We start from the raw sequence: 14,778 nt of genomic DNA on the forward strand, positions 1-14,778 counted from the left end.
ACGCCCCGCACGACACCCGCCCAACCCCAGCGGAGCGGCCCGGTAGCCTTGCCGCCCGTGACCGCAACCCTGATCTGGATCCTCGTCGCCCTCGTCGTGATCGGCCTCTACCTGAGCTGGAGCGCGGGCCGGCTCGACCGGCTGCACGTCCGGATCGACGCCGCGCGCGCCGCCCTCGACGCACAGTTGCTGCGCCGGGCCTCGGTGGCCCAGGAACTGGCGACCTCCGGCGTCCTCGACCCGGCCGCCTCGATCGTCCTCTACGAGGCCGCGCACGCCGCGCGGCAGGCCGAGGAGGAGCAACGGGAGTTCGCCGAGAGCGAGTTGAGCCAGGCCCTGCGCGCCGTCTTCGCCGAGGCCCCGCAGGTGGAGGGGGTCCGCGAGGCGCCCGGAGGAGAGGCCGCGGCCCACGAACTCACCGAGGCCGTACGCCGGGTGCCGATGGCGCGTCGCTTCCACAACGACGCCGTACGGGCCGCCCGCGCCCTGCGCCGGCACCGCAAGGTGCGCTGGTTCCGGCTGGCCGGCCACGCCCCGTTCCCGATGGCCTTCGAGATGGACGACGAGCCTCCGGCGGCCCTGGTCGACCGGGCCGCGTAGGGCACAGCGGTTCGAAAACGATCCACCGGCTGTTCATTGGCCCTTGCTGTGGCCTGCGCCTCGGGCGTTTCCTCGGAAGTGCAGAAACCCCTTTTCCACCGAGTGAGGTCGCCCCGTGTCCAGCACGCTCCACAGCTCCGCCCAGACTCCCGAGACCGGCACCGCGCGCGTGAAGCGCGGCATGGCCGAGCAGCTCAAGGGCGGGGTGATCATGGACGTGGTCGACGCCGAGCAGGCGAAGATCGCCGAGGACGCCGGTGCCGTGGCCGTCATGGCCCTGGAGCGGGTCCCCGCCGACATCCGCAAGGACGGCGGCGTGGCCCGGATGTCCGACCCGAACATGATCGAGGAGATCATCGGCGCGGTCTCCATCCCCGTGATGGCCAAGTCGCGTATCGGCCACTTCGTGGAGGCCCAGGTCCTTCAGTCGCTCGGCGTCGACTACATCGACGAGTCCGAGGTCCTCACCCCGGCCGACGAGGTCAACCACTCCGACAAGTGGGCCTTCACGACCCCCTTCGTCTGCGGCGCCACCAACCTGGGCGAGGCCCTGCGCCGGATCGCCGAGGGCGCGGCCATGATCCGCTCCAAGGGCGAGGCCGGCACCGGCAACGTCGTCGAGGCCGTCCGCCACCTGCGCCAGATCAAGAACGAGATCGCCCGCCTGCGCGGCTACGACAACAACGAGCTGTACGCCGCCGCCAAGGAACTGCGCGCCCCGTACGAGATCGTCAAGGAGGTCGCCGAACTCGGCAAGCTCCCGGTCGTCCTGTTCTCCGCGGGCGGCGTCGCCACCCCCGCCGACGCGGCCCTGATGCGCCAGCTCGGCGCCGAGGGCGTCTTCGTCGGCTCCGGCATCTTCAAGTCCGGCGACCCGGCGAAGCGCGCCGCCGCCATCGTGAAGGCCACCACGTTCTACGACGACCCGAAGATCATCGCGGACGCCTCCCGCAACCTCGGCGAGGCCATGGTCGGCATCAACTGCGACACCCTCCCCGAGGCCGAGCGCTACGCCAACCGCGGCTGGTAGTCACCCATGAGCACCCCTGTCGTAGGCGTCCTGGCCCTCCAGGGCGACGTACGGGAGCACCTCGTGGCCCTGGCCGCGGCCGACGCCGTGGCCAGGCCGGTCCGGCGCCCCGAGGAACTCGCCGAGGTGGACGGCCTGGTCATCCCCGGCGGCGAGTCCACCACCATCTCCAAGCTGGCCGTCCTCTTCGGAGTGATGGACCCCCTCCGCGCCCGCGTGCGCGCCGGCATGCCCGTCTACGGCACCTGCGCCGGCATGATCATGCTCGCCGACAAGATCCTCGACCCGCGCTCGGGCCAGGAGACCGTCGGCGGCATCGACATGATCGTGCGCCGCAACGCCTTCGGACGGCAGAACGAGTCCTTCGAGGCCGCGGTCGCCGTCCGAGGCGTTCCGGGCACCCCCGTGGAGGGCGTTTTCATCCGCGCCCCCTGGGTGGAGTCCGTCGGTGCCGGGACCGAGGTGCTCGCCGAGCACGAGGGCCACATCGTCGCGGTCCGCCAGGGCAACGCGCTCGCCACCTCGTTCCACCCCGAACTGACCGGCGACCACCGCGTGCACTCCCTTTTCGTCGACATGGTGCGCGCGAACCGGACTGCCGAGTCCTTGTAGGATCTCTGGGGTTCGTCAAGAGTTGGGTTACGCGAAGGAGACAGGCAGATGTCCGGCCACTCTAAATGGGCTACGACGAAGCACAAGAAGGCCGTGATCGACGCCAAGCGCGGCAAGCTCTTCGCGAAGATGATCAAAAACATCGAGGTCGCGGCCCGGACCGGCGGTGCCGACCCGGCCGGCAACCCGACGCTGTTCGACGCCATCCAGAAGGCCAAGAAGAGCTCGGTCCCGAACAAGAACATCGACTCCGCGGTCAAGCGCGGGGCCGGCCTCGAAGCCGGCGGCGCCGACTACGAGACGATCATGTACGAGGGTTACGGCCCGAACGGTGTCGCGGTGCTCATCGAGTGCCTCACCGACAACCGCAACCGCGCCGCCTCCGACGTCCGCGTCGCCATGACCCGCAACGGCGGCAACATGGCCGACCCCGGCTCCGTCTCGTACCTCTTCCACCGCAAGGGCGTCGTCATCGTCCCCAAGGGCGAGCTCGCCGAGGACGACGTCCTGGGCGCGGTGCTCGACGCTGGCGCCGAGGAGGTCAACGACCTCGGTGAGTCCTTCGAGGTCCTCTCCGAGGCCACCGACCTGGTCGCGGTCCGCACCGCCCTCCAGGACGCCGGCATCGACTACGACTCCGCCGACGCCAACTTCGTCCCGACCATGCAGGTCGAGCTGGACGAGGACGGTGCCCGGAAGATCTTCAAGCTGATCGACGCCCTGGAGGACAGCGACGACGTCCAGAACGTCTTCGCCAACTTCGACGTCAGCGACGAAGTCATGGAGAAGGTCGACGCCTGAGCCGCCGACAAGCCGAACGGGCCGACGGGACACACCCTGTCGGCCCGTCGCTCTGTCAGTGGCACCCGATAGCCTGCTCGAATCGGGGGAAGCCCCCGGCCGCGGCCGGGGGAGAGCGAACGAGGGGGCCGAAGTGCGGGTACTGGGCGTCGACCCGGGATTGACCCGGTGCGGTGTCGGAGTCGTCGAAGGCGTCGCGGGCCGGCCGCTCACGATGGTGGGCGTCGGCGTCGTACGGACTCCGCCCGACGCCGAGCTGGGGCTGCGGCTCGTCGCGATCGAGCAGGGCATCGAAGCCTGGCTGGACGAGCACCGCCCCCAACTCGTCGCCGTGGAGCGGGTGTTCAGCCAGCACAACGTCCGGACGGTGATGGGCACCGCCCAGGCCAGCGCCGTCGCCATGCTCTGTGCCGCCCGGCGCGGCATCCCCGTCGCCCTGCACACCCCCAGCGAGGTCAAGGCCGCCGTCACCGGCAGCGGACGCGCCGACAAGGCTCAGGTCGGCGCCATGGTCACCCGCCTGCTCCGGCTCGACGCGCCCCCCAAGCCGGCCGACGCGGCCGACGCCCTCGCCCTCGCCATCTGCCACATCTGGCGCGCCCCCGCGCAGAACCGACTCCAGCAGGCCGTCGCCCGGCACGCGGCCACAGCACCGAAAGGCCGCCCCGCATGATCGCCTTCGTCAGCGGCACGGTCGCCGCCCTCGCTCCCGACACCGCGGTGATCGAGATCGGCGGCGTCGGCATGGCCGTCCAGTGCACGCCGAACACGCTCTCCACGCTCCGGCTCGGCAAGCCCGCCCGGCTCGCCACCTCCCTCGTCGTCCGCGAGGACTCGTTGACCCTGTACGGCTTCGTGGACGACGACGAGCGCCAGATCTTCGAGCTGCTCCAGACCGCGACCGGCGTGGGCCCCCGGCTCGCCCAGGCGATGCTGGCCGTCCACACGCCGGACGCCCTGCGCCGGGCGGTGGCCGCGGGTGACGAGAAGGCGCTGATGGCGGTGCCCGGCATCGGCAAGAAGGGCGCGCAGAAGCTGCTGCTGGAGTTCAAGGACCGGCTCGGCGCCCCGGTCGGCGCCCCCGCGGTCGGCACCCCGGTCACCGACGGCTGGCGCGAGCAGCTGCACGCCGCCCTGGTCGGCCTCGGGTACGCCACCCGCGAGGCCGACGAGGCCGTGGCCGCCGTAGCACCGCAGGCCGAGGCCGCCGCGGGGCCGCCCCAGGTGGGCCGGCTGCTGAAGGCGGCCCTGCAGACCCTGAACCGCGCCCGCTAGGAGAACGTGAGTGAACTGGGACGACACGACCGAAGAGACCGCCCCCGAGCGGCTCGTGGGCTCTGTCGCCGACCGCGAGGACCAGGCCGTCGAGGCCGCCCTGCGCCCCAAGGACCTGGACGAGTTCATCGGCCAGGAGAAGGTCCGCGAACAGCTCGACCTGGTCCTGCGCGCCGCACGCGCGCGTGGTGCCACCGCCGACCACGTGCTGCTCTCCGGCGCCCCGGGCCTCGGCAAGACCACCCTCTCGATGATCATCGCGGCCGAGATGGGCGCCCCCATCCGCATCACCAGCGGCCCCGCCATCCAGCACGCCGGTGACCTCGCCGCGATCCTCTCCTCCCTCCAGGAGGGCGAGGTCCTCTTCCTCGACGAGATCCACCGCATGTCGAGGCCCGCCGAGGAGATGCTCTACATGGCGATGGAGGACTTCCGCGTCGACGTCATCGTCGGCAAGGGCCCCGGCGCCACCGCGATCCCGCTGGAACTGCCGCCGTTCACCCTGGTCGGCGCCACCACCCGGGCGGGCCTGCTGCCGCCCCCGTTGCGCGACCGCTTCGGCTTCACGGCCCACATGGAGTTCTACGAGCCAGCCGAGCTGGAGCGCGTCATCCACCGCTCGGCGAACCTGCTCGACGTCGAGATCGCCGCCGACGCCGCCGCCGAGGTCGCCGGCCGCTCCCGCGGCACCCCCCGTATCGCCAACCGGCTGCTGCGCCGCGTACGGGACTACGCGCAGGTCAAGGCCGACGGCTTCATCACCCGGGAGATCGCCGGAGCCGCCCTCAAGGTGTACGAGGTCGACGCCCGCGGCCTCGACCGGCTCGACCGCGGAGTCCTCGAAGCCCTGCTCAAGCTGTTCGGCGGCGGCCCGGTGGGCCTGTCCACGCTCGCCGTCGCGGTGGGGGAGGAGCGCGAGACCGTCGAGGAGGTCGCCGAGCCCTTCCTCGTACGGGAGGGACTGCTGGCCCGCACCCCGCGCGGGCGGGTCGCGACGCCCGCCGCGTGGGCGCACCTCGGCCTGACCCCGCCCGGCTCGTCAAACGGGGGAACCGGACAACAGGACCTGTTCGGGGCGTGACGGCAGGGACAGTGGCCGGGTGCGGAACCCCGGTGCCATGCTGAGCGTTGTTCCATCGGTGCGGACTCGCCTAGACTCCGCCGATGCCGCCTTTGTGGGCGGCGCCGACCCACCCCCATCCACCAGGCCGCTCCCCGCCCGGTCGTGCGAAGGAAACTCCGTCCCGTGAATATCCTGACCCTCCTCCCGTTCATCGTGCTCATCGGGGCCATGTTCCTGATGACCCGCTCCGCCAAGCGCAAGCAAGCGGCGGCCGCGACGATGCGCAACGACATGCAGCCCGGCACCGGCGTCCGCACGATCGGGGGCATGTTCGCGACGGTCAAGGAGGTCAACGACGAGACGGTTCTCCTCGACGCCGGTCCCGGCGTCGAGCTGCTCTTCGCGAAGAACTCGATCGGCGCCGTCCTCACCGACGACGAGTACAACCGCATCGTCCACGGCATCGAGCACGACCTGAAGGCCGACGCCGGCCTGGTCCCGGACGACGCCTCCTCCCTCACCGAGACCGACGAGCCCGCCGCCGACGCTTCCGTCGCCTCCGACGACAAGCCCATCGACCTCGGTAAGAAGGACGCGGCCGACGGACCGGCCGACGCCACCGGCGAGCCGGTCGACGAGGTCACCGAGCCGAAGACGGCCGCCGAGCCGACGACGGACGCGGAGCTGAAGAAGACGGACGCAGAGCCGAAGAAGACCGACGGCGACACCGACGCGAAGTAGTCACGTCCCGGGGGCGCGGGGCGCGACCCGCTCGCGCCCCGCGCTCCAGGGCACGTGCGTCGCCCGCACGGGATCCCGACACCATGTCATGGCCGCCACCGCGTTCACCCGGCGCGAAGCGGCCCGAGAGGGAGTACGAGAAGGTGGCAGCACCTAAGAGGGGCCGTAGCGCGAGCGCCCAGAGCAAGCCGGGGCGCTCGCTGGCCCTCATCCTGATCGCCATCGTGGCGCTCACCGGGGGCATGTTCGCCTCCGGGCACACCACTCCGCGTCTCGGTATCGACCTGGCCGGCGGTACGAGCATCACGCTCAGGGCGGTCGCGGAACCCGGCCAGGAGTCCTCGATCAACAAGACCAACATGGACACCGCGGTCGACATCATGAACCGCCGTGTCAATGGTCTTGGTGTCTCGGAGGCCGAGGTCCAGACGCAGGGCTCCAAGAACATCATCGTCAACATCCCCAAGGGCACGAACTCCGAGGAAGCCCGCCAGCAGGTCGGCACCACGGCCAAGCTCTACTTCCGCCCGGTCCTGGCCACCGAGGCCTCCGCCGGAGCGGCCAAGTCGACCCCGTCGCCCAGCGCCTCCTCCAGCGCCTCGGGCAAGTCCTCGGCCAACCCCAAGGCGAGCGCGTCCACGTCGAGCTCCGCGAGCCCGACGTCCTCCGCCACCGCCCAGGGCCGCGCCGTCACCGACGCCCTGAAGGCCGACGCCAGCGCCTCCCCGTCGTCCAGCGCCTCGGCCTCCTCGTCGGCCTCCCCGTCGGCGAGCGCCTCCAGCGCCGCCAGCGCCGAGGCGACCAGGCTCGAAGCCGCGTACACCGCCCTGGACTGCTCCAAGAAGGCGACCCAGAACACCGCGGGCAAGACCGCCAAGCCCACCGACTCCACCGTGGCCTGCGGCAAGTCCTCCGGCACCTGGTACAAGTACCTCCTCGGCCCCGCCGCCGTGGACGGCACCGACGTCAAGAAGGCCCAGGCGGTCTACGACACTCAGGGTGCCTCCGGCTGGCAGGTCACCATGGACTTCACGGGGAGCGGCTCCAAGAAGTTCTCCTCGATCACCGGCCAGCTCGCCAAGAACCAGTCCCCGCAGAACGAGTTCGGCATCGTCCTCGACGGCCAGGTCGTCTCCAGCCCGTACGTCAGCCAGTCCATCACCGGCGGCAACGCGGAGATCTCCGGCCGCTTCAGCCAGGGAGAGGCCCAGAGCCTCGCCAACATGCTGTCCTACGGCGCCCTGCCGCTGTCCTTCAAGGAGGACAGCGTCACCACCGTGACCGCCGCGCTCGGCGGCGAGCAGCTGCACGCCGGTCTGATCGCCGGCGCGATCGGCCTCGCGCTCGTCGTCATCTACCTGCTGGTCTTCTACCGCGGCCTGTCCGTCATCGCGATCCCGTCGCTGCTGGTCTCCGCGATCCTCACCTACGTGATCATGGCGTTGCTCGGCCCGACCATCGGCTTCGCGCTGAACCTGCCGGCCGTCTGCGGCGCGATCGTCGCGATCGGCATCACGGCGGACTCGTTCATCGTCTTCTTCGAGCGCATCCGGGACGAGATCCGCGAGGGCCGCTCCCTGCGCCCCGCCGTCGAGCGCGCCTGGCCGCGTGCCCGGCGCACGATCCTGGTCTCCGACTTCGTCTCCTTCCTCGCCGCCGCGGTGCTCTTCATCGTCACGGTCGGCAAGGTCCAGGGCTTCGCGTTCACGCTCGGTCTGACCACCGTGCTCGACGTCGTCGTCGTCTTCCTCTTCACCAAGCCGCTGATGACGCTGCTGGCGCGCAGGAAGTTCTTCGCGGAGGGCCACAAGCTGTCCGGCCTCGACCCGAAGGCCCTGGGCGTCAAGCCGCCGCTGCGCCGCACCCGCCGCTCCTCCGCCCCCGTCGACCCGAAGGAGGCGTGAGATGTCGAAGCTCGGCAACCTCGGCGCCCGACTGCACCGTGGCGAGGTCGGGTACGACTTCGTCGGCAATCGCAAGATCTGGTACGGCATCTCGATCCTGATCACCATCACGGCCATCCTCGGCCTGGCGGTGCGCGGCCTGAACATGGGCATCGAGTTCCAGGGCGGCGCCGTCTTCACCACCCCGAAGCACATGACCGTCTCGGTGAACCAGGCCGAGAAGTTCGCCGAGGACGCGTCCGGCCATGACGCCATCGTGCAGAAGCTCGGTGACGGCAGCCTGCGCGTCCAGATCGCGGGCATCGACACCGACAAGTCCGACGGCATCAAGGCGCAGCTCTCCAAGGACCTGAAGATCAACTCCGAGGACATCGCCGCGGACCTGGTCGGCCCGAGCTGGGGTGACCAGGTCGCCAACAAGGCCTGGGAAGGCCTGGCGATCTTCATGGTGCTGGTCGTGATCTATCTGGCGATCGCCTTCGAGTGGCGCATGGCCATCGCCGCCCTCGTCGCCCTGATCCACGACATCACCATCACCACCGGCATCTACGCCCTCGTCGGCTTCGAGGTCACCCCGGGCACGGTGATCGGTCTGCTCACGATCCTCGGTTACTCGCTCTACGACACGGTCGTCGTCTTCGACAGCCTCAAGGAGCAGACCAGGGACATCACCAAGCAGACCCGCTGGACCTACAGCGACGTCGCCAACCGCTCGATCAACGGCACCCTGGTCCGCTCCATCAACACCACGGTGGTCGCGCTGCTGCCGGTCGCGGCCCTGCTCTTCATCGGCGGCGGCGTCCTCGGCGCGGGCATGCTCAACGACATCTCGCTCTCGCTGTTCGTCGGTCTCGCGGCCGGTGCGTACTCGTCGATCTTCATCGCCACGCCGCTCGTCGCCGACCTCAAGGAGCGCGAGCCGCAGATCAAGGCGCTCAGGAAGCGCGTCCTCGCCAAGCGGGCGCAGGCCGCCGCGCAGGGCGAGCCGTCGCCTGCCGACGCCACCGAGCGGGCGGACGACGCCTACGACGACGAGTCGGACGAGCCGGACGACTCGGCCGCCGCGGTCGTCGGCCCGCGCAACCAGCCCGCCTCCCGCAACCGGGGTCGCGGCCGTCCCTCCGGGAAGCGCCGATGACCGACGTACGCGAGCTGCTGCTCAGCCGTATCCGTGACGTGGCCGACTACCCGGAGCCGGGCGTGATGTTCAAGGACATCACCCCGCTCCTGGCGGACCCGGCGGCCTTCACCGCGCTCACCGACGCGCTGGCCGGGATCGTCGCGAGCACCGGCGCCACCAAGGTCGTCGGCCTGGAGGCCCGCGGCTTCATCCTCGGCGCCCCGGTGGCCGTCCGCGCGGGCGTCGGCTTCATCCCCGTACGCAAGGCGGGCAAGCTCCCCGGAGCCACCCTCAGCCAGGCGTACGACCTGGAGTACGGTTCGGCCGAGATCGAGGTGCACGCCGAGGACCTGAGCGCGGGCGACCGCGTCCTCGTCGTCGACGACGTCCTGGCCACCGGCGGCACCGCGGAGGCCTCCGTCCAGCTGATCCGCAGGGCCGGTGCCGAGGTCGCGGGCATCGCCGTCCTGATGGAGCTCGGCTTCCTCGGCGGGCGGGCCCGGCTGGAACCGTCCCTCGACGGGGCGCCCCTGGAGGCCCTGCTCAAGGTCTGAGCCACACGTACGCCACTCCCGCGCAAGGTCCTGGAAAGCCGCGGGAAAGGCCTCAGGCACCCGCGGGACACCGCGGAGGCGGGCCCGGAGGAATCCGGCGCCCGCCTCTCGCGTTCCACGAGTGTGCGGCCTTCACAGCGGCCTGAAGGCGAGCCCGGAGCCCGGGCTCGCTACCATGGGGTCCCCGGAGCCTGACCGGGGGACCCGGATCGCGTACGAGGAGTCCTCTTGGCAGACGAGGCGCAGCCCCTGACCGCCGCCAAGCCCGAGCCCACCCCGGCCCCGGGCCCCTCGGCCGAGCCCGCGCGGCCCGCGCCGGACACGCGGAGCGAAACCGGCGGGACGGACGAGCGCGCCCGGTCGGTGCCCGACGACAAGGCGGCCGAGCCCGCGCGCCCCGACCCGGCTCCGGCCGAGCGCCCCGCGGTCACCCCGGCGGCCCGTCCCGGCTCCGGCCAGCCCGCGCGCTCCGGCGGCTCCTCCAACCGCGTCCGCGCCCGTCTCGCCCGGCTCGGCGGCCAGCGCTCCAACCCCTACAACCCGGTCCTGGAACCGCTGCTGCGGATAGTGCGCAGCAACGACCCGAAGATCGAGGCCGCCACCCTCCGCCAGGTCGAGAGCGCCTACCAGGTCGCCGAGCGCTGGCACCGCGGCCAGAAGCGCAAGAGCGGCGACCCGTACATCACGCATCCGCTCGCCGTCACCACCATCCTCGCCGAGCTGGGCATGGACCCGGCGACGCTGATGGCGGGCCTGCTGCACGACACGGTCGAGGACACCGAGTACGGCCTCGACCAGCTCCGCCGGGACTTCGGCGACCAGGTCGCCCTCCTCGTCGACGGCGTCACCAAGCTCGACAAGGTCAAGTTCGGCGAGGCCGCCCAGGCCGAGACCGTGCGCAAGATGGTCGTCGCCATGGCCAAGGACCCGCGCGTCCTGGTCATCAAGCTCGCCGACCGCCTGCACAACATGCGCACCATGCGCTATCTCAAGCGCGAGAAGCAGGAGAAGAAGGCGCGCGAGACGCTGGAGATCTACGCGCCGCTCGCCCACCGCCTGGGCATGAACACCATCAAGTGGGAACTGGAGGACCTCGCCTTCGCGATCCTCTACCCCAAGATGTACGACGAGATCGTCCGGCTGGTGGCCGAGCGGGCGCCGAAGCGCGACGAGTACCTGGCCATAGTGACCGACGAGGTCCAGGCCGACCTGCGGGCCGCCCGCATCAAGGCGACCGTCACCGGCCGGCCGAAGCACTACTACAGCGTCTACCAGAAGATGATCGTCCGCGGCCGGGACTTCGCCGAGATCTACGACCTGGTGGGCATCCGCGTCCTGGTGGACACCGTCCGCGACTGCTACGCGGCCCTCGGCACGGTGCACGCGCGCTGGAACCCGGTCCCCGGCCGGTTCAAGGACTACATCGCGATGCCCAAGTTCAACATGTACCAGTCGCTGCACACGACGGTGATCGGCCCCAACGGCAAACCGGTCGAACTCCAGATCCGCACCTTCGACATGCACCGCCGCGCCGAGTACGGCATCGCCGCGCACTGGAAGTACAAGCAGGAGACGGTCGCCGGCTCCTCCAAGATCCGTACCGACGTGCCCCGGGCGGCCAAGGGCAGCGCGGGCCAGGACACCGTCAACGACATGGCGTGGCTGCGCCAGTTGCTCGACTGGCAGAAGGAGACCGAGGACCCGAGCGAGTTCCTGGAGTCGCTGCGCTTCGACCTCTCCCGCAACGAGGTCTTCGTCTTCACCCCCAAGGGCGACGTGATAGCGCTGCCGGCCGGGGCGACGCCGGTGGACTTCGCGTACGCGGTGCACACCGAGGTCGGCCACCGGACCATAGGAGCACGGGTCAACGGCCGCCTCGTACCGCTCGAATCCACCCTGGACAACGGCGACTTGGTGGAGATCTTCACCTCTAAGGCGGCCGGCGCGGGCCCCTCCCGCGACTGGCTCGGCTTCGTGAAGTCCCCGCGCGCCCGCAACAAGATCCGGGCGTGGTTCTCCAAGGAGCGCCGGGACGAGGCGATCGAGCAGGGCAAGGACGCCATCGCCCGCGCGATGCGCAAGCAGAACCTGCCGATCCAGCGCATCCTCACCGGCGACTCGCTGGTCACGCTCGCGCACGAGATGCGCTACCCGGACATCTCCTCGCTCTACGCGGCGATCGGCGAGGGCCATGTCGCCGCGCAGAACGTCGTACAGAAGCTGGTGCAGGCGCTCGGCGGCGAGGAGGCGGCCACCGAGGAGATCGACGACAGCGTGCCGTCGGCGCACGGCCGTGGTCGCAAGCGCCGTTCCAACGCCGACCCGGGTGTGGTCGTCAAGGGCGTCGACGACGTCTGGGTCAAGCTGGCCCGCTGCTGTACACCCGTCCCCGGGGACCCCATCATCGGGTTCGTCACGCGGGGCAGCGGCGTCTCGGTGCACCGCAGCGACTGCGTCAACGTGGACTCGCTCTCCCGTGAACCCGAGCGCATCCTCGAAGTGGAGTGGGCGCCCACCCAGTCGTCGGTCTTCCTGGTCGCCATACAGGTCGAGGCGCTGGACCGCTCCCGGCTCCTCTCGGACGTCACGCGCGTCCTGTCCGACCAGCACGTCAACATCCTCTCGGCGGCCGTACAGACCTCCCGCGACCGTGTCGCCACCTCCCGCTTCACCTTCGAGATGGGCGACCCCAAGCACCTGGGTCACGTCCTGAAGGCGGTCAGGGGAGTGGAGGGCGTCTACGACGTCTACCGGGTGACGTCGGCGCGCAACAAGTCCTAGCGGATACGCGGAAGACGCGGAAGGGGCTCCCGTACACCAGGTACGGGAGCCCCTTCGCCGTGCGTGCGGGTGTCAGCCGCCGAACTCCTGAAGACCCTTCAGCGCCTGGTCCAGCAGGGCCTTGCGCCCCTCCAGCTCGCGCTCCAGCTTCTCCGCGCGGGAGTTGTTGCCCTGTGCCCGGGCCTGTTCGATCTGGCCCGTCAGCTTGTCCACGGCGGCCTGGAGCTGACCGGTCAGACCCTCGGCACGCGCGCGTGCCTCCGGGTTCGTCCGGCGCCACTCGACCTCCTCGGACTCCTGGAGCGCCCGCTCGACCGTGTGCAGCCGGCCCTCGACCTTCGGCCGGGCGTCGCGCGGCACGTGACCGATGGCCTCCCACCGCTCGTTGATCGAGCGGAAGGCGGCGCGGGCCGCCTTCAGGTCCGTGACCGGCAGCAGCTTCTCGGCCTCCTCGGCCAGCTCCTCCTTGAGCTTGAGGTTCTCCGTCTGCTCCGCGTCCCGCTCGGCGAAGACCGAGCCGCGGGCGGCAAAGAAGACGTCCTGGGCGCCGCGGAAGCGGTTCCACAGATCGTCCTCGTGCTCGCGCTGGGCGCGGCCCGCCGCCTTCCACTCGGTCATCAGATCGCGGTACCGCGCGGCCGTCGGACCCCAGTCCGCCGAGCCCGACAGCGCCTCGGCCTCGGCGACCAGCCGCTCCTTGGTCCTGCGGGCCTCCTCGCGCTGTGCGTCGAGCGAGGCGAAGTGCGCCTTGCGGCGCTTGGAGAACGCCGACCGGGCGTGCGAGAAGCGGTGCCACAGCTCGTCGTCCGACTTGCGGTCCAGCCGCGGCAGCCCCTTCCAGGTGTCCACCAGGGCGCGCAGCCGCTCACCGGCGGCCCGCCACTGGTCGGACTGGGCCAGCTCCTCCGCCTCGACGACCAGCGCTTCCTTGGCGTTGCGTGCCTCGTCGGACTGCTTGGCGCGCTGCTGCTTGCGCTCCTCACGGCGCGCCTCGACGGTCTCCACGAGCTTGTCCAGCCGGACCCGCAACGCGGCCAGATCGCCCACCGCGTGGTGGGCGTCGACCTGCTCCCGCAGATGACCGACGGCGGCCTGCGCGTCCTTCGACGACAGGTCGGTGGTCTTCACCCGCTTCTCGAGGAGGCCGATCTCGACAACCAGGCCTTCGTACTTGCGCTCGAAATAGGCCAGCGCCTCGTCAGGGGAGCCCGCCTGCCAGGAACCGACGACCTGCTCGCCCTCGGCCGTACGCACGTACACGGTCCCCGTCTCGTCGACGCGGCCCCACGGGTCGCTGCTCACAGCGCCTCCTCCACATGATGCCCGCGCGGGGCTTCGTCCCGGGGCATCGTCCACAGTTTCGTCACGGCCAACATAGGCGACCGGCGGGTTGCCTGTCCGCATCCCGCGCGACCGAAAAATTCGCACCCCGGAGCAGTGCCGAACCCCGGGCCGCAGCTCAGGACTTGGTGACCGTGGCCTTGTTGATCACGACGGTCGCGTTCGGCGCGGTGTTGCCCGTCGTGGGGTCCGCGGCCTGGGCGCCGGCGGCGGCGATCTTCTTCAGTACCTTCATGCCGGAGGCGGAGACGGTACCGAACGGCGTGTAGCTCGCCGGGAGCTGGCTGTCCTGGTACACGAGGAAGTACTGGCTGCCGCCGGTGTGCTTCTGCCCGGTGTTCGCCATCGCGACCGTGCCCGCCGGGTAGATGCCGCCCTTGAGGCTCTTGTCCTTCAGATTCTCGTCCGGAATCGTGTACCCGGGACCACCGCTGCCGGTCCCCGTCGGGTCGCCGCACTGGAGCACGTAGATGCCGCTGTCGGTGAGGCGGTGGCACTTCGTGTGGTCGAAGTAGCCCTTGCCGGCCAGGAAGGCGAACGAGTTCACGGTGTGCGGCGCGACCGACGCCTTCAGGGCGATGGCGATGTCACCGCAGGTCGTCGCGAGCTTCATCGTGTACTTCGCCGACTTGTCGACCGTGACGGCCGGCTCCTTCTTCCAGGTCATCGTCTTGACCTTGCCGGACGCCGGCTTCGCGCACGGGTCGGGCGCCTTGCTGGTCGCGGAGGCGCTGGGCGTGACGTCGGCACTCGCGGCGGTCTTCTTGCCGTCGTCCTTGAGGGCCCCGGTCGTGTACAGCGCCACGCTGCCGATGACGACCACGCCGAGCACCGACGCGATCACCGAGTTGCGCATGCGCGCCTTGCGCCGAGCGGCCGTCCGCCGCTGCTGCTGCCGCAAGAACTTCTCCCGGGCGAGCTGCCGCTTCCGCTGTTCCTGGGTGACCACCGCGTTC

Annotated in this window: 14 protein-coding genes; 12 read left to right on the forward strand and 2 right to left on the reverse strand. The window is 70.7% G+C overall.

What is annotated here, in order from left to right:
• Nucleotides 1–57: 57 nt before the first annotated feature.
• The 12 genes from ABZT12_RS10400 (at nucleotide 58) to ABZT12_RS10455 (ending at nucleotide 12,481) form a co-directional block, all read left to right on the forward strand.
• Complete coding sequence (locus tag ABZT12_RS10400; RefSeq protein WP_356380491.1) at nucleotides 58–600, forward strand: hypothetical protein; 543 nt, start codon at nucleotides 58–60, stop codon at nucleotides 598–600.
• A gap of 115 nt (nucleotides 601–715) precedes the next feature.
• Nucleotides 716–1,630: a pyridoxal 5'-phosphate synthase lyase subunit PdxS gene (gene pdxS, locus ABZT12_RS10405; protein WP_356380494.1), complete on the forward strand. Its 915-nt coding sequence runs from the start codon at nucleotides 716–718 to the stop codon at nucleotides 1,628–1,630.
• A 6-nt stretch (nucleotides 1,631–1,636) separates the two neighbouring features.
• On the forward strand, nucleotides 1,637–2,242 hold the full coding sequence (gene pdxT, locus ABZT12_RS10410) for a pyridoxal 5'-phosphate synthase glutaminase subunit PdxT (protein WP_356380497.1): 606 nt from the start codon (nucleotides 1,637–1,639) through the stop codon (nucleotides 2,240–2,242).
• Between the two features lie 48 nt (nucleotides 2,243–2,290).
• Entirely contained in the window at nucleotides 2,291–3,043 is a 753-nt protein-coding gene (locus ABZT12_RS10415) for a YebC/PmpR family DNA-binding transcriptional regulator (RefSeq protein WP_356380500.1), read from the forward strand.
• Between the two features lie 133 nt (nucleotides 3,044–3,176).
• Nucleotides 3,177–3,716 carry a crossover junction endodeoxyribonuclease RuvC gene (gene ruvC, locus ABZT12_RS10420; protein WP_356380503.1) on the forward strand — a complete coding sequence of 180 codons (540 nt, stop codon included), beginning with the start codon at nucleotides 3,177–3,179 and terminating at the stop codon, nucleotides 3,714–3,716.
• On the forward strand, nucleotides 3,713–4,318 hold the full coding sequence (gene ruvA, locus ABZT12_RS10425; protein ID WP_356380506.1) for a Holliday junction branch migration protein RuvA: 606 nt from the start codon (nucleotides 3,713–3,715) through the stop codon (nucleotides 4,316–4,318). The genes ruvC and ruvA overlap by 4 nt, the downstream gene beginning before the upstream one ends.
• Nucleotides 4,319–4,328: 10 nt before the next feature.
• Nucleotides 4,329–5,399: a Holliday junction branch migration DNA helicase RuvB gene (gene ruvB / locus ABZT12_RS10430; RefSeq protein WP_356380509.1), complete on the forward strand. Its 1,071-nt coding sequence runs from the start codon at nucleotides 4,329–4,331 to the stop codon at nucleotides 5,397–5,399.
• A 165-nt stretch (nucleotides 5,400–5,564) separates the two neighbouring features.
• Entirely contained in the window at nucleotides 5,565–6,122 is a 558-nt protein-coding gene (gene yajC / locus ABZT12_RS10435; protein WP_356380512.1) for a preprotein translocase subunit YajC, read from the forward strand.
• A gap of 143 nt (nucleotides 6,123–6,265) precedes the next feature.
• A complete protein-coding gene (secD, locus tag ABZT12_RS10440; protein WP_356380515.1) occupies nucleotides 6,266–8,026 on the forward strand; it encodes a protein translocase subunit SecD in 1,761 nt (586 codons plus the stop codon).
• Nucleotide 8,027: 1 nt separating this feature from the next.
• Nucleotides 8,028–9,164, forward strand: a complete 1,137-nt coding sequence (gene secF, locus ABZT12_RS10445) for a protein translocase subunit SecF (protein WP_356380518.1) — start codon at nucleotides 8,028–8,030, stop codon at nucleotides 9,162–9,164.
• A complete protein-coding gene (locus ABZT12_RS10450) occupies nucleotides 9,161–9,700 on the forward strand; it encodes an adenine phosphoribosyltransferase (protein WP_356380521.1) in 540 nt (179 codons plus the stop codon). The genes secF and ABZT12_RS10450 overlap by 4 nt, the downstream gene beginning before the upstream one ends.
• A 228-nt stretch (nucleotides 9,701–9,928) precedes the next feature.
• A complete protein-coding gene (locus tag ABZT12_RS10455; protein ID WP_356380524.1) occupies nucleotides 9,929–12,481 on the forward strand; it encodes a RelA/SpoT family protein in 2,553 nt (850 codons plus the stop codon).
• A gap of 72 nt (nucleotides 12,482–12,553) precedes the next feature.
• Here the strand turns inward: ABZT12_RS10455 and ABZT12_RS10460 are convergent, their stop codons facing one another.
• On the reverse strand, nucleotides 12,554–13,783 hold the full coding sequence (locus ABZT12_RS10460; protein WP_356380527.1) for a DUF349 domain-containing protein: 1,230 nt from the start codon (nucleotides 13,781–13,783) through the stop codon (nucleotides 12,554–12,556).
• Nucleotides 13,784–13,940: 157 nt separating this feature from the next.
• Nucleotides 13,941–14,771, reverse strand: coding sequence for a peptidylprolyl isomerase (locus ABZT12_RS10465; protein ID WP_356380530.1), 831 nt, complete (start codon nucleotides 14,769–14,771; stop codon nucleotides 13,941–13,943).
• Between the last annotated feature and the right edge of the window lie 7 nt (nucleotides 14,772–14,778).

It is taken from the genome of Streptomyces sp. NPDC005423 (assembly GCF_040606415.1).
Taxonomy (GTDB): domain Bacteria; phylum Actinomycetota; class Actinomycetes; order Streptomycetales; family Streptomycetaceae; genus Streptomyces.

Excerpts from the sequence above, each read along its gene's own strand:
- ABZT12_RS10415 (WP_356380500.1), top strand. The coding sequence starts at position 2,291 with ATGTCCGGCCACTCTAAATGGGCTACGACGAAGCACAAGAAGGCCGTG.
- pdxT (WP_356380497.1), top strand. The coding sequence starts at position 1,637 with ATGAGCACCCCTGTCGTAGGCGTCCTGGCCCTCCAGGGCGACGTACGG.
- ABZT12_RS10450 (WP_356380521.1), top strand. The coding sequence starts at position 9,161 with ATGACCGACGTACGCGAGCTGCTGCTCAGCCGTATCCGTGACGTGGCC.
- ruvA (WP_356380506.1), top strand. The coding sequence starts at position 3,713 with ATGATCGCCTTCGTCAGCGGCACGGTCGCCGCCCTCGCTCCCGACACC.
- secF (WP_356380518.1), top strand. The coding sequence starts at position 8,028 with ATGTCGAAGCTCGGCAACCTCGGCGCCCGACTGCACCGTGGCGAGGTC.